The sequence below is a fragment of the Xenorhabdus mauleonii genome (assembly GCF_900113945.1).
GTDB lineage: Bacteria > Pseudomonadota > Gammaproteobacteria > Enterobacterales > Enterobacteriaceae > Xenorhabdus > Xenorhabdus mauleonii.
The window spans coordinates 119379-136345 of record NZ_FORG01000006.1 but is presented as its reverse complement, the minus strand read 5'-3'; the positions used below and the strand labels follow the sequence as shown (position 1 = coordinate 136345).

Genomic DNA, 16967 nt, shown 5'->3' with positions numbered 1-16967 from the left:
CCACAAAATAGCCATTTCATTAATTTATCATGCACAAATATTCATAAAGTCATCGCGCAGGATCATGAGGGAAATCTACCAGAGCGAAAATAACATTATTTAATGCCAGAGTAATACTATATGTAATAGTGATAATGTAATACCTATATTGAGGAATTACTGGGCATAGCCGTTATTTTTCCAGTTTCCCTGACTGTCATAGATACCTTCAAGTTTGGGAGCATCCGATTGAATGCCTGAGACAAGGGCTACATCACTGCGGGTCACGAAAACCTGAGAGCGGAAACACATAATCACCGGACTGCCGATTGGGTGTGTACCTGCGATTGGGAGGTGATAGTCAATGCAAGGCTCGCCCAAACGCAGTATGCGCGTAGTTTTGGGTGGGGCGGTTTTGGGGTAAATGTGCTTAGATGAAATTTCTGATGAAATGTTTTCAGAAAACACCAGTGCATGCTTCATGTGCCCACGTTTGTAGTAACCGCCACCATAACAGTAACTATTGCCATCGTGATGATGCGAAACTTCGGTGACATAAGCCATGGCGATATGTTCTGGCTCTTGTCCGGTGATATTGGCGGGAATGGTTCCGGTTAACGCATGGCCGGGTTCAAGGTGGGTCGCACCATATTTGGCCAGCAGTGGGATAGTGTTGCAGCTTGATGCGGAAGGGGCATTAATCTGCGAAAGCTTAACTCCGAGTTGTTCAAGTCGGTTTCGCGCACGGATGAGGGTCAGCAAATTGGCTGTCGGTAAGGTGGTTTGATAGCGTGCATCCCACGACAGGCAAGGAAAGTGGGTCAGGCCGCTCAATTTAATTCCGGGCATCTGTTTCAGGTCATCGACAACAGATTCAAGCTCATCAAAAGTAATGCCTGCTTCTTGGCAGGGGAAGACAATGTCCCGTTTATCAAAGACTTTTAGCATTATGGGTTGAACGCGTCCCAGCTTCTCTGCTGCATCCGAAATCGTTTGCGCCTTTTCACGAGAAAAAACGGTAATGATGTCTGGATTGCGCTTGAGCAGGGTTTCAATTAAATGCGTCGGAGTCTGTACCAGATGGCCGATGTGACATAGCGGTATATCGTGCTGGCTCAGGCTATAGGCTTCCTTGAAGTCGACAGCGACGACACCGCGGTAGCCCAGCTCAATCAGTTTCTTGGTCAACCAAGGATTGCGCCCGAACTGCTTGGTCATCAAATAGAGTTCAATATCGTGTTGGTTAGCCGTTTTCAGCAGCTTGCGGCCGTTATTTAAAACCTGATCGACATCGATAATATAGGTATCTGGCAATATTGCGCCTTGTTGCCAAAGTCTTCTTGCAACTTCAATCAATTTGGGGTTTTGTTTTTTCAAGGCATTAATAAACATAGGTTTCTCTTCATGGCTGCAAAGCAGCAAGGCTGTGTAAAAACAGAAACTGTTTACGAAACAAAAATCTTCATTTTTTTGAATATTTATAATGTAATCAAAAGCTAACTGCTTTCGAAAGAAAGCATTAAACCATATAAATTTACTAACAGGTAGCCTTCTTCATTAGGATGCAGTGTCACCGTGAATTTTTTGATGAGGGAGCGATGGATGGTGATGAGTTGATGGTAATGTTCAGAAAGCTCGATTTTTTCCAGTATTGCCCTGTCCAGCGCGGAAACAATTTCTCCGTGACGTGAGCGCATCAACGCGCTTGCCATATGGGTTAGGGCCATTTCACCTTGTGGATGGCGGACAGGAATGAGCCAGACATCTTCCAGTTCATGCATAACAGCCAGCATGTTATCGTAGATATCTTGTTCGATGACGCCACCTTGCAGCAGGATAGTTAAGCGTTGTTCTATCATTGCTTTTTGTTACACGTCTTTGTTAATAAAGTGGTTGCTTGAATTGTTGGAATATCAGTAAACGGGCGTGATGATACCTGCTACAACGTCTTGTTGATGGTTCAGCAATTCATCTCGATCAACCATGGTATGCAGGAGTTGCTGGATGGGAATATTATCTTTGCGGGCAAGAATAACCGCTTCTGAGGCCTTGACAAAGCTGTCGCTATCACCGGGGATCAATGTCATCAGACCCTGTGAGAGCAGCTCATGGCCTTGCCCCACGTTCCAGATAGCCGCATCAATGTGGCCTTTTATTATTTGATTCAGACATTCATGATAGGAAACTTCGACCAATTCAATCTCTTTGCCTTCAAAGTACTGATTTGTCATTATTTTTTGGTCTGCCGAGGTGCTATCTAGCCCTACGCGGCGAATCGATTCCATTTCGCCTTGACGAAAGATCAATCTATGCCTGTCTGTATAACTTTGTGTCCCTAGTGAAAGCGCAATATATAAATCTTTATTTTCAGGATGTTGTTCTGCGGCAAGTCTTGATGTTACTGCTAAGTCGTACACACCGTTTAGCAGACACTCAATGCGGATATCTGAGCCACGCATATGTGCAAAGTAAAACGGTATCCCTGCACACAGGGCTTTCAAACCACTTGCCAATCCTTCATAGGCGCGGGTGTAGGGAAGCGGCATCGCACAAACCACATTGCCGATATCAGCATACTCCAAGAGCAATTTGTGGTTAATTTGTGCAAGAAAACTACCATTACGACCACGACGCTTAATTCCAACTGCCTGTGTTTGTTCAAGGGATTTTAATGCTGCTTGCATTAAACCCACGGACAAACCACATTCTTTGGCTAACAATTCTATAGTTTTTAGTCGGTTGCCACTTTGTTCTGAGAGGAGGTAACGAGCAAGAAACGCTTGTGCAATTCCCTCTTTTTTAATGAATGTTTGACTCATCATTGCAAGTTGCTATCCATTCTTGTTTATCTTCATAAATTTGAACATAAATCGCAATAAGCGAATTAAAGAAAGTGGATTAATATCACAATTGCCAAAAAAATGAAAATTTAAAAAATAGCAAAGTCCAATATTATCAATCTTTTGAAGATATATATTTATTTTGCTTTGAAGATATAAAAATGCATTGATTTGGAAGAAAATAGGGATGACAAGGAGATTAACTGCATTTGATTGCTGTATTTTTCTATCTGGTTAGTGATTTTTGCTGCGCTATTTATCACGTTACAGAATAATTAGGATAACATTTTGCAGCTAATTCTTGCGTTAATCAACAAAATATCTCACCGTCGTAATTTATTTAAATGTATCGAGGATTTAATTTAACTATTTTGAATATTATTTTTTACATGTTTATACCAAATAATAAATTTGATTTGTTTTATGCCTATACTTTAAGTTTATATTTCGGTCGGTTATAAAAAGTCGAAAGGTTGTCGCTTATGAAAATTACAGCTAATAATATTTCGATTGAAATTGAAGACAGCGGTGGAGAGACACGTCCGGTTGTTTTACTGATCATGGGGCTGGGTATGCAGCTTATTGACTGGCCGGATGAAGTTGTCAGCCAATTGGTTGCCGCTGGATTTCGGGTAGTCCGTTATGATAATCGGGACGCGGGGTTGAGCCAGCACTTTGACCATGTCCGGCGAAGCTCTCTTCTTTGGCAAAAACTTCGCTTTCGTTTCGGGTTGCCTGTGCGCCCGTTTTATAGCCTGCAAGATATGGCGGGCGATGCCGTGGGGGTGCTTGATGCGTTGAATATTCCGCGAGCGCACATTATTGGCGCATCTATGGGGGGAATGATCGCCCAGAGGCTTGCCGCCACTTATCCTGAACGCGTGATGAGCCTGGTCAGTATCATGAGTTCCAGTGGTGCCCGCCACCTTCCTTCGGCCAAGCCAGAAATTATAGCTGCATTATTGTCTAAGCCTGACGGCCCGCGTGAAGACCAGTTAATTGCTCATCAGCTTAAAGTCACTCAGGCTGTGCTTTCACCTGATGAACCTTTTGAAAAAGATAAACTGACCCGGCATCTCAGGATAGCCTTGCGCCGCGGCGGGTATGACCCCAATAGCTCGATTCGGCAAATACTGGCGATAATGGCTGATTCCGGCAGAGCCGAACTGTTGGCCCAAATTCGTTGCCCAACCTTGGTTGTGCATGGTGAGGACGATCCTTTAATTCCAATGGCCTGTGGAGAGGATACGGCTAAACGCATTGCCGGCGCTGAATTTTTGCCGATACAAAAAATGGGGCATAGTTTTCCGCTTTCATTCATGCAAGCGCAGGCTGGAAAAATAATCCCATTTTTACATGGAATACAATAATAATGCCTAATTGAGCAGTTTTTTCGTCATTATATGTAATGTGCTTTGCTGTTTGGAGCTGGAAAATAAAATATCTTTTTGCCATGTCATGCCTTTTTTGGCATAAAACTTAATGGCATATTTGTTCTTTTCCAACACTTCCAACCAAAGCCATTTTTGCCCCCATTCCTGACCGAGTGTTACCACATGATCAAACAATTGTTCCCCGTAATTTTTTCCCGTCAGATGCGGAATTAAATAGAGTTTATGTAAATAAAGGCCAATGATATTTTCATCGGGAATGGTTTGATTGGTGATAATTTTACTGAAACCGATGACATTGGAATTAATGGCATCAGTTTCGGCAATAAACCATTTGTGTTCGGGAGTGTTAAGTGACGTGAATATTGTGTCTACCGAGCACTGTTCCGCAATGTATTTTTCTAACTCCTCTTTATCAAGCCATAAATCGGTAAAATGAAAGCGGTAGCTCGTTTCATACAATTGAGATAATAGTGTCGCGTCTTTTGATGTCGCTTCTCTAATTTTTAACAGCGAATTCTCCGAAACTATTTACCCCCGTCGTCTTTCAAGTTACCTCTTTGTTGGCTGAACTCACTCACCCCGGTCACATAGTTTGTTATATTCCCGAGGATGACTGAAAGACTCCTGCCTCTCACCGGCGGGCAGCCTTTTCCCGCCGCGATGCATCTTGAAATCCATAGAGTATAGTGGTCGTCAGGGTTTGGCTATGAGCCCGTTATTTGATATTTCGTTGATGAGATGCTCACCTGCCAGCCATTCTCCATATCCTGCAGCAGTATGAATATGGCCTGCCCCGGGTAAAACAATTAAATCAGATCCCCAGCAATTGGCTAATGTACGGGCTTTTTCCACAGCTAGAAATTCATCATTATCACTGCATACCAGGGTAGACGCAAAAGGCAAAGGTGACATTGCCAGAGGGCGCTGAACCTGAATTTCCAGTGGCGCATCGGGGCTATCGATATCCGCGGGAGCAACGAGCAATGCGCCTTTTACCCTGCCGCATATTCTTTCTGCCGCCCACTGAGTAATTGTCACTGCGCCACAGCTGTGGCCAATAAGAAATATTTCCCCGGAGGTTTTTTCGATTGTTTCATCAAGTCGGTTTAGCCATTGTTCCCGGATGGGAGAATTCCAGTCGCTTTGCTGTACTCTGATAATATTTGCGTATTTTCTTTCTAAATGGGATTGCCAGTGATCTGGGCCGGAATTGGTATATCCCGGAACGATTAAGAACGTCTTGTCTGCCATTATTTATTCCAGAGGTTTTTTCCAAAATATTATCATGGCAATAAAAATTTGCATGCTGAATAACCTGCTCAACTCAGCAGAAAATAGGGAAAGCGAATAGGGGTATCAGAGTGTTTTATTGCGAAAATTTATGCGTTCTTTGAGGGATTATTGATGAGCGGTAAGTGGTTGGTAAATTAAATATGGCGATAATTTTTTATCGCCATATTTCAATTACGCAAAATCAGTCTTGTAATTAAGCTTATTTAACGTTCTGGGCCAGCCAGTCAGCAACGCGTTGCTTTTGCTCATCGGTGAGCCACATACCCAGTTTGGTACGACGCCAGATAGCATCATCCAACTGTGTAACCCACTCGTGTTCGACCAAATAACGCAGTTCAGCCTCATACAGGCCATGACCAAAGCATTCACCGAGATCAGCCAGTGCGTCTGAACCTTTCAGGATAATTTGGCTGTTGCTGCCGTAAGTACGGGCATAGCGCAGAGCCACGCCTTCTGGCAACCAGTTGTGACGTTGGCGCAGCAGACGGGCATAACCATCACGGTCACAGCCTTCCAGCTCGCCGCCCGGCAATTTGCCATTTTTAGTCCATGCCTTGCCGGCATTTGGATAGTACGCGACCAGTTTCTCCAACGCGTGCTCTGCCAGTTTACGATAGGTTGTCAGCTTACCGCCGAACACGGACAGCAATGGTGTCTTGCCTTCCTCATCCTGCACATCCAGCGTGTAATCACGTGTGATAGCTTGCGGTGAATCTGATTCATCATCACACAGCGGACGGACACCAGAGTACGTCCAAACAACGTCATTGCGTTCAAGCTGTTTCTTGAAGTGATCGTTATAGACTTTCAGCAGATAATCGATTTCTTTATCGTCAATTTTGACGTCTTTCGGATCGCCTTTGTATTCAACATCGGTTGTGCCGATGATGGAGAAATCATCATTCCATGGAATGACAAACACGATGCGGTTATCTTCGTTTTGCAGAATATAGGACTGCGGTTCATCATGGACGCGAGGAACTACGATGTGGCTGCCTTTGATCAAACGGATGCCATAAGGGGATTTCAGTTGCAGTCCGTTGTCGAAGAAGTTTTTTACCCACGGGCCAGTTGCATTCACCAAGCCTTTGGCGCGCCATGTATGGGTTTCACCGGTTTTGAGATCCGTAGCTTCAACGACCCAGAGGTCATTTTCACGATATGCACGCGTCACTTGAGTGCGGGTACGAACTTCACCGCCGTGTTTCTGTACTTCTTGCGCGTTTAGTACAACTAAACGAGCGTCATCAACCCAGCAGTCGGAATATTCAAAACCACGGGTGATGGATGGCTTCAATACTGAGTTTGCCCCGAATTTCAGCCCCTTACTGCCCGGCAAGCTAACACGTTTGCCCAAATTATCGTATAGGAACAGACCAATACGGATCATCCAGGCTGGACGCAAGTGTGGTTGGTGTGGCAGACGAAAACGCATTGGGAATGCAATATGCGGAGCCAGTTTAAGCAATACTTCACGTTCTGCCAATGCTTCACTGACCAGACGGAATTCATAGTGCTCAAGGTAGCGCAAGCCGCCGTGGATCAGTTTAGAGCTGGCAGACGAAGTCGCGCTGGCCAAGTCTTGACCTTCCAACAGCAGGACAGAAAGTCCCCGGCCAGCAGCATCTGCCGCAATACCAGCGCCGTTAATTCCGCCGCCGATTACAATCAAGTCTTTGGTTTCCATTGCATACCCTCTGAAATGTTCGAAACAGTTCTTTAATGTTCGTTTTCGCTCAGGGATTGTAATCAAAAATTCATCAATCGCCAACTATTAACTCAGAAAAAACACCTTCGCGTGATACAGATAACAAATCATTATCATATCTATAAGATTAATCAGGATTTTGTGGGATACAAATTTAGGCTGAAGTTTGGGAGGCAGTTTAGAGGAAAGTTTGGGGGGCGGTGCAGGTAAAAATATTGAGGCAAATCTTGAGCCGGTAGTCTCAGGGGAAAGCCTTGGGAAGATATGGAAAGGCATTTACAGAGGAGAACCCCACCAACAATCAATATCAGGTGGGGAACGCCTGTGAATGAGGGAAAGCTAGCAAAGCTCTAACTTGACGCTGTATTGGTCGATGATTTTCTGAATATTGGGGGGCGGCGCTTTATTAGTGAACAAATAATCAATCAGATTCATGTTACCCAGATTAACCATCGCACTGCGGCCAAATTTCGAGTGGTCAGCAACCAGCATGACACAACGGGAGTTTTCGATAATGGCCCGTTTGGTACGAACTTCGTGATAATCGAATTCCAGCAGGGAACCATCATTATCAATGCCGCTGATCCCAAGAATACCGAAATCAAGGCGGAATTGAGAGATGAAATCCAGCGTTGCTTCACCAATGATGCCACCATCACGGGAGCGAACTTCACCCCCTGCTAAGATCAGACGGAAATCTTCCTTGCCCATAAATAGGGTGGCCACATTGAGATTGTTGGTGACAATCCGTAAATCCCGGTGATTGAGCAGTGCGTGCGCCACCGCTTCCGGCGTTGTTCCAATATCAATAAACAGCGTCGCGCCGTTTGGAATTTGAGTGGCAACTTGCACTGCAATTCGGGCTTTTTCATCTGACCACATGATCTTGCGGTCATGATAAGCGGCATTAACTGAGCTGGAGGGCAAAGTGGCCCCACCGTGATGACGGTGGATTTTATTTTTATCTGCCAGATCATTTAAATCACGGCGAATGGTTTGAGGGCTGACCTCAAAATGCTCAACCAGCTCTTCAGTGCTGACATAACCTTGAAGGCGCACCAGCTCGACTATCGCATCATGTCGCTGAGTTTGCTTCACAAAATTCCCCTAATATTTGCATATATCCACTCTGTTTTATTTCGCCCCGATCTGTTTCGGGCCACAGCAAAACATTCATGGATATACATGGATTATAGTTGACCCAAGTGACTTGGAATATTATTGATTTTTTTGTCTGCGTAAATTATCCCATAGGCCCATTAATAACCCGATAATTAATCCTGAAACATGAGCGGCATTTGCGATGCTCAATGAAAATACATCGAAATAACCAACCAATAACCAGACGACAGAAATAACAATTAGCCCTCTGGGAAGATGAATCCCTCGATTGGGTGAAATTTCACCAGTCAACCAAACATATCCTATCAGTGCATAGACCACACCAGAAAGCCCACCGAAATGAGATCCGCTAAACAATGATTGTGCCCAACCACTGAAAAATGCAGATACTATTGTGATTTCAAAAAGTTTTCCTGCCCCAATCTTACGTTCCACCTGACTGCCCAGATACCACCACAATGCGATATTGAAGAGAATATGCATTAATGAAAAATGCAATACAGCAGGGGTCACCCAACGCCATAACTCGAAATATTGCTCACTGTTAGGCCATGCCAGCCAGTTCATGACTTCGGATACTCCCGCAACCTGCATCCAAATAAACACAAGCAGGCAGAGTACGGTTATGGCGATAGTGAGCGGGCCGGACTGGCTTTTGAGGGTTTCCCAATTGAGATTGTTGCGATACTTAAAAGTGTTGTTGAATTTCCCGGTTTGCCAGCTGGCTGCCTGATAGCGTTCATTAAGGGGATCACGGGAAAAATGGCGAAGTTCTTCTTCAACCAGGCTTAGATGGCTGGCATTTTCCAGCCATAATTCAACCAGCAAGGGTTCACTGGTAGGGCGCATGATCAAATGAATGCCCTGTGTCGCCATATAGTCAATAAAGGCCTGAGCCAGCCGAGGATTGGATATTGAAGTTACATGAATCATTACTCGTCTTCTGCCTTATGTTGAAGTTAATCGCACAGGGTTAATTGTGTTGAAACTCGCTAACTTGAAGCCAATCTGTTTTTAAACCAGCATGTTAAATACCACCGATTATTAACGCCATGAAACAGTATGAACGTCACGAAACAGTGTCAACGGCGTGAGGATAATCCCTCTGCCAGGCTTCAAAACCACCATTGACGCTGTAAACTGTTTCGAAACCAATATTGATAAGGTATTGTGCGGCGCCTTGGCTACTGTGACCGTGGTAACACATCACCATGACCGGGGTATCGAAATCTGTTTCCTGCAAGAAATTATTGATAGTTTCATTTGTCAGGTGGAATGCGCCTGTTGCATGACCGGCCCGGAAACTTTGCGGATCGCGGATATCAACCATGGCTGCGGTTTTATTTAGCCAATATTGATAAGCTTGTTCTGGGTCTATTGTTTGAAAATGATCCATAAATACTCAATGATGTAATTTCTAAAATTTTCGCTTCCAATATATTCATTTCTTAATAGTTATCTGGTATGACCTGAGCGCCTTCCCAATATTTGCATTGGAAAGGCGTGGAAATACAGGCAGAAAGATCAGAGACGGAAAGCGGTTATATCCTTAGTCTTTCAAGTGGCTGCTTTGTTGGCGGCACTCACACGCCCCAGTCACCGTTATGTTCCTGAGGATTACTGAGAGGCTCCTGCCTTTCACCGGAGGCCAGCTGTTGTCATTCCTTTGCCGCCGCGCCGAAACTTGAAATCCATTGGGTATACAAAATAATCCAAATATCAGTAATACGAATGTTCACCGCGCTGGTGTTCAGTCAAATCTCTCACCCCTTTCAATTCAGGGAACATTTGCAATAACTGTTTCTCAATCCCTTCTTTCAGAGTGACATCGACCATTGAACAGCCGTTGCATCCACCACCGAATTGCAAAATGGCAAAGCCTTCATCGGTGATTTCCATCAGGCTGACACGGCCGCCATGCCCTGCAAGCTGAGGATTGATCTGCGATTGTAGGACGTATTCAACGCGTTCAATCAGCGGAGCATCGTCAGCCACTTTACGCATTTTGGCGTTCGGTGCTTTCAGGGTCAGTTGGGAACCAAGTTGGTCGGTTACAAAGTCAATGACAGCTTCTTCCAGAAAAGGTGCACTGATTTCATCAACGTAGGCAGACAGTTGATCGAACTTCAGTTCGGTATCAGTAGCTTCAACAGCATCTGGTGGGCAATAGGAAACGCCACATTCCGCGGTCGGTGTTCCTGGATTAATGACAAAAACGCGGATTTGTGTTCCCGGTTCTTGATTTGCCAGTAGCTTGGCAAAGTGCGCTTGCGCTGCTTCAGTAATATTAATCATGTCATTTGCTCAATAGTTGACTGTTCTAGTTGGTTATAATACGCCCATTTATAAAGGAACTACAAGGTGCGGCATATTGCCCAAGCCTGTACAGAGCGGGTACCAGCACGAATTAATAATTGTGATGCCTCATGCAGTGTGGTGCCTGTGGTGATCACATCATCGAAAATCGCGACATGCTGATTGGTAAAATCACCTTGCAATTGAAAAGCATACTTAAGATTGTTTTTCCTTTGGGCGGCAGATAGGCTCCGTTGTGTGAGTGTAGCACGTGAACGTTGCAAAATATTGGGGTGATATGGGCATTGCAGCCAACGCGACAGGGTATGGGCCATTAGCTCAATTTGGTCGAAGCCCCGTTGCCAGCGTTTTTTTCTGTGCAGGGGAATGGCCACAATGCATTCCGGCTTGAACCAGCGACCTTCACGATATCCCTGCAACCAATGCAACAGGAACTGACGGGCCAGTATTGGCGCGAGTTGCGGTGTGTTGTGATCCTTGTAGCGCTGGATAAGCTGACTTAACGGCGGAGCGTAATCTGTAATGGCAATTAAGTGCTGCCACGGAGGAGGATGCTTCAGACAGCGGCCACAGGCAATGTCACGGGTTTCGGCAGGCAGTGCGCAGCGGGGACAGACGGCTTGCAGCCGTTTAAATTTCCGGTGGCAGGTGCTGCATATTCCATGATAGGCAAAATACAAATTTTGATGGCATAGCCAACAGTATCCAACCATTGTTAGCATAGTCCCTTCCTTGGTGAGAAATAAGGTGAGAATAACAATGAATCAATTGTTTTGGCAGACAATCGGTGATGCGCCTCGCGACCTTGTGATGCTGCACGGCTGGGGATTGAATGCAGAAGTCTGGCGTTCAGTGGAAACGCGATTGGCTCCGCATTTTCGCTTGCATCTGGTGGACTTGCCCGGATATGGGCGTAGCCAGCCGTATCCGGCCATGTCATTGGGGGAAATGGCGGAAGCGGTGTGGCAGCAAGCGCCGGAAAAAGCGTTGTGGCTAGGGTGGTCTTTGGGCGGGCTAGTTGCCAGCCGGATTGCGTTGGATCATCCGGAACACGTTTCAGGTTTGATCACGGTTGCATCTTCACCGAAATTCAGTGCTGACAGCAGTTGGCCGGGTATTAAGCCTGAAGTTTTGAGTGCATTTGAGCAACAATTGAGTACTGATTTTCAGAAGACAGTCGAACGTTTTCTGGCATTGCAGACATTGGGAACAGAGAGTGCCCACCAGGATGCCCGTTTACTGAAGTCCGTGATATTGGATCAGGCAATGCCGACGGTTGAGGTACTGAATGCGGGCTTAGAAATATTGCGCACTGATGATTTAAGGGAGGAGCTTGCCCTGCTTCGATTACCTTTCCTGCGCATTTATGGTTATCTTGATGGCCTTGTGCCGCGCAAGATCGCGGAGCAACTAGAACAAGAGTGGCCGCATACCCATTCCGTTATTATGCGTCATGCAGCCCATGCGCCTTTTCTTTCCCATCCGGATGAATTTGCCGAAGTGTTAATAAATTTCACGTCCAATATCGGATAAAAATTATTTACACCTAAAAATTACCCATAACATTAAAAAATTATGGGTATCCCCTTTGTCTTTCAAGTTGCCTCTTTAATTGGCTTCATTGGGTGCGCCCATTCACCCCGGTCACTTTTTTATGCTTCCGGGGATGATTGAGAGGCTCCTGCCTCTCACCGGAGGTCAGTTTTTGGCTGGGCAAATTCGTTCCCTTGCCGCCGCGATACAACTTGAAATCTATTGGATGTGATTAATGGGATTATTTTATTGGATAAATTTCGGTGACGATTTCCGGCGTATTGACGATGGTATCGAGAACAGGGCAATTACTCTCAACAAAGTCAATGAAATCGTGGATTTCCTGCTCGGTATTATCTGCCTTGATATAAAACTTGGAGGTTATTTTGGAAAACCCCATTTTGGCGTCTTTATTTCTGCCGGTGAAACCATCGGTATCCAATTCACCTTCCATTTTAACCTGAATATCGATTAAATTGATTTTATGCTTACGGGCATAACTCTTTGCCACGATACACTGGCAGGCGCCGAAAGCTGAAAGCAACGCCTCCACGGGGTTCATGGCCTCATCTGTTCCCCCCAGATTTTTGGGTTCATCAATATGGAAAGTAAAATCCCGTGATGAACATTTCATTTTGAGACGACCAACTGATTCAATTGTTGCAGTAAATAACTCTTTAGGCATGGAATTATCCTCTGGTCATTAATATTGAAAAACAGCATGCAAGATAATAAGAAAATGCTGTTTACTTTTCAATTACGCCAATGTGAATGAATTTATTCTTCACCAGCGTTATTTATTGTTTAATATTGAATGAGGTATTTTTTTTATCCTGCTGTTTTCATTGGATGATTCAAATGAAAAATGGACCGTTCATTGCTAATAAGGCATTTTGTATGGAAATTAAAATAAAAAAAGAATTTATAATATTTATCGCTTTCATCACGGTTTTTTTAGCGCAATTAGGTAATTCAATGTATTTGCCTGCATTGCCGCTGATAGCAGAAAAATTATCGGCCTCGCAACAAGATATTGCATTATCTTTTCCCGCATTTTTAATTGGTATGGCGGTATTGATGCTTATTTGGGGAGGGGTAAGCGAAAAATATGGCAGAAAAAAGGTGCTCTCAATTGCCATTCTCTTTTATTCCTTGTGCAGCTTTGCCATCGCGATAGCCAGCAATACCGAGGTATTCATCTTTCTCCGTTTCTTGCAGGGAATGGGAGCGGGAGGAATGACCGTTCTTTCCCGTATCTTAATCAAAGATTATTTTAGTGGTGATCGGCTAGCGAAAAGCCTTTCCTGGATCTCGTTTTCATTTGTGGTTTCCGTGGGAATAGGGCAATTTCTAGGTGCCCTGGTGACCAAGTTCTGGGGCTGGCAGGCCATCTTTTTCAGTCTGACTTTCACCACACTTGCATTGTTTGCGTCATTCCTCCTGATAAAATTTCCGGCCATTCAGCTAACGCCTTCCTCTCTTTCTTTTAAGCAGACTTACATCACCATCTTGCGCTATAAGCCATTTCTCTTGCCTGCTCTGGCGGGGGCATTGGGATATGGCATCGTCGTTACCTTTAACACTAATGCGCCGTTTATCTTCCAAACACACCTGCAATGGAACGCATATGAATACGGTTTGTTGGGGTGGCCTATCAGCATGACCTATTTTTTGGGGGCGTTTATCGTTAACCGCTATGTTGTCAGGAAAGGCCGTGAATTGATCATAATGATGGGGTTGGGAATACTGCTGTTTGGCTGTTCTGTCATGCTATTGGGCGGGATTTTCTATCTTGCATTGCTGTTCTGGTTGCCGTACTGCGTCGCCCTTATCGGGCAGGCGATTATTTACCCTGTCAGTATGTCAATGTCGATTGAAAAATCGCCCATCGGGGGTGGTTACGCAGTTGCTTTGTGTGGTTTTCTTCATCAAGTGATGGCGGCCGTGATCGGTATTGCCGCAAGTATGTTGCCAATCCAGTATCCTTGGATGACGACGTTTTTAATGCTCTGTCTTGCGCTAGGTGTGATGCTTTGTGTACTGCATTCACTGCGTCAGCCCATCAGGCATTGAGTCGGCTGATGCAATGAATTCGGGGGAGAGGCAGGGGAAAACGTGGCGAATGCGTTAAAAAGGTTGAGCGCCTGCTTTAATTGCACGCAATAAAGCAGGCGCGATATCTCAATTTTTGGCAGCCAATTGATACGCTTTAGTGTCGCATCTCTGCGTTTCCGGGCATTGCTTGCAGCCCCCGCTGAGGCAGGAGGAAGCATCTATTTCCTCCAGTTTACCCATCATGACAAGCTGCTTGAGCATGGCCTCCACCATCGGCAGCGGTGATGAAAACTGATGGCTCAGTGATCTCGCATCAGTGCGCCCATTGAGGGCAACGGCATCTCTGATTTCCAGCAAGCTAATCATTTATGGCTCCTGCGACTAGTGACAACTGTTATCTGAACATGCACAGTTACGTTCAGCAGTATTGTTGAACGTTAATGTGACTCTGCTGCGTGCGCGGCGTAAGCCAATAAATATCAGAATGTTAAACATCACTACCGCCAAGATAGTGATCAGGCTTTTTTCTGGATGGGCAGAAAACATCGTTATCTGGTAAAACAGTGCCGACAGTGAATAAGCAACGTTCAAGCCCCACAGAATGGAGAAAGTCATCCAGCCACGGCTGGTTTCACGGGCGATGGCGCCCATGACGGAGACACAGGGAACGTACAGCAACACAAAAATCAAATAACTGTAAGCAGAAATGGCAGAGCCAAATTTGGCGCTCATGGTGCCCATTGTCCCGTGATCCATATCCCCATCACCTTTGCTGGCCTCAATCGGATTGGAAAGTGCGCTCAAGGTAAAGGTTTCTTTCAGGCTATCCCAAGTTTCCTCAACGGAATCTTTCAACTGGCCCAGTAAATCGAACTCATCTGGATTAAACGGCTGTTTAGTGATGTTTTCTGCGGTATACAGGGTGTTCAGGGTTCCAACGACAACTTCTTTTGCCATCGCACCGGTTACCAGACCGACCGTCGCTTGCCAGTTATCGGGATGGACGCCAATGGGTTGCAGTATGGGTGTGATGACCTTACTGGCGGAAGCCAGCGCAGATTCATTGATGTTGTCCACGGTTTTCCCCGAAAAGGAGAAACTATTTAGGGCGCCAATGAACATACTCGCTGCGACGATAACTTTACCTGCACGTATGACGAATCCCTTCAACCGTTGCCATGTCTGGAGCATCAGGGTCTTGGCGTGGGGAACGTGGTAAACCGGCAATTCCATGATAAATGGGGATGCTTCACCACGCATCAGGGTGTATTTGAGCAGCAGGCCCGTGAGAATAGCCACGACAATCCCCAGAATGTATAGGGAGAAAACGAGGCTTGCGCCGCTTTTGCCAAAGAAGGCCGCAGCGAAGACGGCGAATATTGCCAGCCTTGCCCCACAGGACATAAACGGCGCCATCATAATAGTAATCAGCCGCTCGCGGGGGGCATCCAGTGTTCTGGCGCCCATCACGGCAGGTACGTTACAGCCAAAACCGACAATCAGGGGCACGAAAGACTTGCCCGGCAGCCCTATTGCCTGCATCAGCCTGTCCATGACAAATGCTGCCCGCGCCATATAGCCTGAATCCTCAAGGAAAGAGAGGAACAGATACATCATGCCAATTTGCGGAACCAGTGGCAGCATGGTGTTGATCCCGCCGCCGATGCCTTGGGCAAGGAACACCGTGAGCCAATTGGGGAAATGGAGCGTATAGCCCAGCCACTGCATTCCATCAATGAAAATGGCAGAAGAAGCGCCATCGAAAATAGGCTGTAACGCTCCGCCAATATTGATGGCCAGCACAAACATCAGATACATGACAAACAGGAAAATCGGAATGCCCAGCCAGCGGTTCAGGATAACGCTGTCCAGCGCTTGGGTCAGTTTGTTGGGAGTCGCTGTTCGGGTATCAATGACCACCTGACAAATGCCATTGATGGCTTGATAGCGTGCGCTGGCAATAATCAGGTCTGGCTCTTCAATTTGCTGTTGTTGCAGACGAACTTTGCTTTCTTCCAATTGTGCCTGAGTCAGCCCGGAAATTTCACGGCTATAAATATCGCCTTCCAGCGTTTGCAAAGTCAGCCAGCGGCGCTGCTGTAAAGGGAATTTTTCTGGGATCTGGCTGGAAAGGAGGTCAACTTCCTGCAATAACGCATCTGGATATGCTATCTGTTTTGGGGTTGGCGCTTGGGCATATTTCTGCGGATAGTTATCGATGACTTTTTTCAGGGCATCGATTCCCGTCGCCCGGGTGGAAACCAGCGGAATAACCGGGCAACCCAGGCGTTGCTCCAGAGCGGCAACGTCAATGTTGATATTTTGGTTTTGGGCGATATCCAGCATGTTCAGCGCAATAATGCAGGGTACTCCCAATTCAATCAGTTGCAGCGAAAGATAAAGATTGCGTTCCAAATTCGAAGCATCAACGACATTGATCAACATATCGGCTTCACCACTGAGAATATAGTGGCAGGCAATTTGCTCATCAATGGAGGTTTGCTCTGAAATGGTCGTGAGAGAATAGGTGCCAGGTAGGTCGACAAGCTCAACCTGATGGTCATGGGTGGCAAAGTAGCCTGTTTTGCGTTCTACTGTAACACCAGCCCAATTCCCCACACGTTGTCGGGAGCCGGTAAGCTGGTTAAAGAGCGTTGTTTTGCCGGCATTTGGATTGCCGAGCAGGCCTATGGTTAATTGTTTCATCATACTTCTGCCAATCAGGAA

17 protein-coding genes are annotated in these 16967 nt (G+C 45.8%); 3 read left to right on the top strand and 14 right to left on the bottom strand.

Annotation, left to right across the window (positions count from 1 at the left end; genetic code table 11):
* Nucleotides 1–156 precede the first annotated feature (156 nt).
* From BM100_RS08140 to yhfZ, 3 genes are all read right to left on the bottom strand, one after another.
* Nucleotides 157–1371, bottom strand: coding sequence for a YhfX family PLP-dependent enzyme (locus BM100_RS08140; protein ID WP_092509758.1), 1215 nt, complete (start codon nt 1369–1371; stop codon nt 157–159).
* Nucleotides 1372–1475: 104 nt separating this feature from the next.
* On the bottom strand, nt 1476–1838 hold the full coding sequence (locus BM100_RS08135; RefSeq protein WP_092509756.1) for a PRD domain-containing protein: 363 nt from the start codon (nt 1836–1838) through the stop codon (nt 1476–1478).
* Between the two features lie 54 nt (nt 1839–1892).
* Nucleotides 1893–2798, bottom strand: coding sequence for a GntR family transcriptional regulator YhfZ (gene yhfZ / locus BM100_RS08130; RefSeq protein ID WP_244590603.1), 906 nt, complete (start codon nt 2796–2798; stop codon nt 1893–1895).
* 503 nt (nt 2799–3301) lie between these two features.
* On the opposite strand from yhfZ, the gene BM100_RS08125 reads away from it, so the two are divergent.
* On the top strand, nt 3302–4189 hold the full coding sequence (locus BM100_RS08125) for an alpha/beta fold hydrolase (RefSeq protein WP_092509752.1): 888 nt from the start codon (nt 3302–3304) through the stop codon (nt 4187–4189).
* A gap of 6 nt (nt 4190–4195) precedes the next feature.
* Here BM100_RS08125 and BM100_RS08120 read toward each other — a convergent pair whose 3' ends face one another.
* The 8 genes from BM100_RS08120 to gntX all read right to left on the bottom strand — a co-directional run bounded on the left by BM100_RS08120 (nt 4196) and on the right by gntX (nt 11374).
* The gene (locus tag BM100_RS08120; RefSeq protein ID WP_244590600.1) at nt 4196–4672 is read right to left on the bottom strand and encodes a GNAT family N-acetyltransferase; all 477 of its coding nucleotides are present in this window, start codon (nt 4670–4672) and stop codon (nt 4196–4198) included.
* 234 nt (nt 4673–4906) lie between these two features.
* On the bottom strand, nt 4907–5464 hold the full coding sequence (locus tag BM100_RS08115; protein WP_092509748.1) for an RBBP9/YdeN family alpha/beta hydrolase: 558 nt from the start codon (nt 5462–5464) through the stop codon (nt 4907–4909).
* Nucleotides 5465–5705: 241 nt separating this feature from the next.
* Nucleotides 5706–7193, bottom strand: a complete 1488-nt coding sequence (gene glpD, locus BM100_RS08110) for a glycerol-3-phosphate dehydrogenase (protein ID WP_092509746.1) — start codon at nt 7191–7193, stop codon at nt 5706–5708.
* 360 nt (nt 7194–7553) lie between these two features.
* Nucleotides 7554–8312 (bottom strand): DeoR/GlpR family transcriptional regulator, encoded by a 759-nt coding sequence (locus tag BM100_RS08105; RefSeq protein WP_092509744.1) that lies wholly within the window; start codon nt 8310–8312, stop codon nt 7554–7556.
* 120 nt (nt 8313–8432) lie between these two features.
* Nucleotides 8433–9269: a rhomboid family intramembrane serine protease GlpG gene (gene glpG / locus BM100_RS08100; protein WP_092509742.1), complete on the bottom strand. Its 837-nt coding sequence runs from the start codon at nt 9267–9269 to the stop codon at nt 8433–8435.
* 136 nt (nt 9270–9405) lie between these two features.
* Complete coding sequence (glpE, locus tag BM100_RS08095) at nt 9406–9732, bottom strand: thiosulfate sulfurtransferase GlpE (RefSeq protein WP_092509740.1); 327 nt, start codon at nt 9730–9732, stop codon at nt 9406–9408.
* A gap of 323 nt (nt 9733–10055) precedes the next feature.
* Complete coding sequence (gene nfuA, locus BM100_RS08090) at nt 10056–10631, bottom strand: Fe-S biogenesis protein NfuA (RefSeq protein ID WP_092509738.1); 576 nt, start codon at nt 10629–10631, stop codon at nt 10056–10058.
* A 59-nt stretch (nt 10632–10690) separates the two neighbouring features.
* Nucleotides 10691–11374, bottom strand: coding sequence for a DNA utilization protein GntX (gntX, locus tag BM100_RS08085; protein ID WP_092509736.1), 684 nt, complete (start codon nt 11372–11374; stop codon nt 10691–10693).
* Nucleotides 11375–11411: 37 nt separating this feature from the next.
* Between gntX and bioH the strand changes: the two genes are divergently transcribed.
* Nucleotides 11412–12185 carry a pimeloyl-ACP methyl ester esterase BioH gene (bioH, locus tag BM100_RS08080; protein ID WP_092509734.1) on the top strand — a complete coding sequence of 258 codons (774 nt, stop codon included), beginning with the start codon at nt 11412–11414 and terminating at the stop codon, nt 12183–12185.
* Between the two features lie 241 nt (nt 12186–12426).
* Here the strand turns inward: bioH and BM100_RS08075 are convergent, their stop codons facing one another.
* The gene (locus tag BM100_RS08075; RefSeq protein ID WP_092509732.1) at nt 12427–12870 is read right to left on the bottom strand and encodes an OsmC family protein; all 444 of its coding nucleotides are present in this window, start codon (nt 12868–12870) and stop codon (nt 12427–12429) included.
* A gap of 212 nt (nt 12871–13082) precedes the next feature.
* On the opposite strand from BM100_RS08075, the gene BM100_RS08070 reads away from it, so the two are divergent.
* Nucleotides 13083–14258: an MFS transporter gene (locus BM100_RS08070; RefSeq protein WP_092509994.1), complete on the top strand. Its 1176-nt coding sequence runs from the start codon at nt 13083–13085 to the stop codon at nt 14256–14258.
* Between the two features lie 108 nt (nt 14259–14366).
* On the opposite strand, the gene BM100_RS08065 is transcribed toward BM100_RS08070, so the two are convergent.
* Both BM100_RS08065 and feoB read right to left on the bottom strand, forming a co-directional pair.
* Entirely contained in the window at nt 14367–14606 is a 240-nt protein-coding gene (locus BM100_RS08065; RefSeq protein ID WP_092509730.1) for a FeoC-like transcriptional regulator, read from the bottom strand.
* Between the two features lie 15 nt (nt 14607–14621).
* Nucleotides 14622–16946: a Fe(2+) transporter permease subunit FeoB gene (gene feoB, locus BM100_RS08060; RefSeq protein WP_092509992.1), complete on the bottom strand. Its 2325-nt coding sequence runs from the start codon at nt 16944–16946 to the stop codon at nt 14622–14624.
* Nucleotides 16947–16967: the final 21 nt, after the last annotated feature.

Coding starts and splice junctions, on each gene's coding strand:
- BM100_RS08075 (WP_092509732.1), bottom strand. CDS start 12,870: ATGCCTAAAGAGTTATTTACTGCAACAATTGAATCAGTTGGTCGTCTC.
- nfuA (WP_092509738.1), bottom strand. CDS start 10,631: ATGATTAATATTACTGAAGCAGCGCAAGCGCACTTTGCCAAGCTACTG.
- BM100_RS08140 (WP_092509758.1), bottom strand. CDS start 1,371: ATGTTTATTAATGCCTTGAAAAAACAAAACCCCAAATTGATTGAAGTT.
- feoB (WP_092509992.1), bottom strand. CDS start 16,946: ATGAAACAATTAACCATAGGCCTGCTCGGCAATCCAAATGCCGGCAAA.
- BM100_RS08135 (WP_092509756.1), bottom strand. CDS start 1,838: ATGATAGAACAACGCTTAACTATCCTGCTGCAAGGTGGCGTCATCGAA.
- BM100_RS08115 (WP_092509748.1), bottom strand. CDS start 5,464: ATGGCAGACAAGACGTTCTTAATCGTTCCGGGATATACCAATTCCGGC.
- BM100_RS08125 (WP_092509752.1), top strand. CDS start 3,302: ATGAAAATTACAGCTAATAATATTTCGATTGAAATTGAAGACAGCGGT.
- BM100_RS08065 (WP_092509730.1), bottom strand. CDS start 14,606: ATGATTAGCTTGCTGGAAATCAGAGATGCCGTTGCCCTCAATGGGCGC.
- bioH (WP_092509734.1), top strand. CDS start 11,412: ATGAATCAATTGTTTTGGCAGACAATCGGTGATGCGCCTCGCGACCTT.
- yhfZ (WP_244590603.1), bottom strand. CDS start 2,798: ATGAGTCAAACATTCATTAAAAAAGAGGGAATTGCACAAGCGTTTCTT.
- glpG (WP_092509742.1), bottom strand. CDS start 9,269: ATGATTCATGTAACTTCAATATCCAATCCTCGGCTGGCTCAGGCCTTT.
- BM100_RS08070 (WP_092509994.1), top strand. CDS start 13,083: ATGGAAATTAAAATAAAAAAAGAATTTATAATATTTATCGCTTTCATC.
- gntX (WP_092509736.1), bottom strand. CDS start 11,374: ATGCTAACAATGGTTGGATACTGTTGGCTATGCCATCAAAATTTGTAT.
- glpD (WP_092509746.1), bottom strand. CDS start 7,193: ATGGAAACCAAAGACTTGATTGTAATCGGCGGCGGAATTAACGGCGCT.
- glpE (WP_092509740.1), bottom strand. CDS start 9,732: ATGGATCATTTTCAAACAATAGACCCAGAACAAGCTTATCAATATTGG.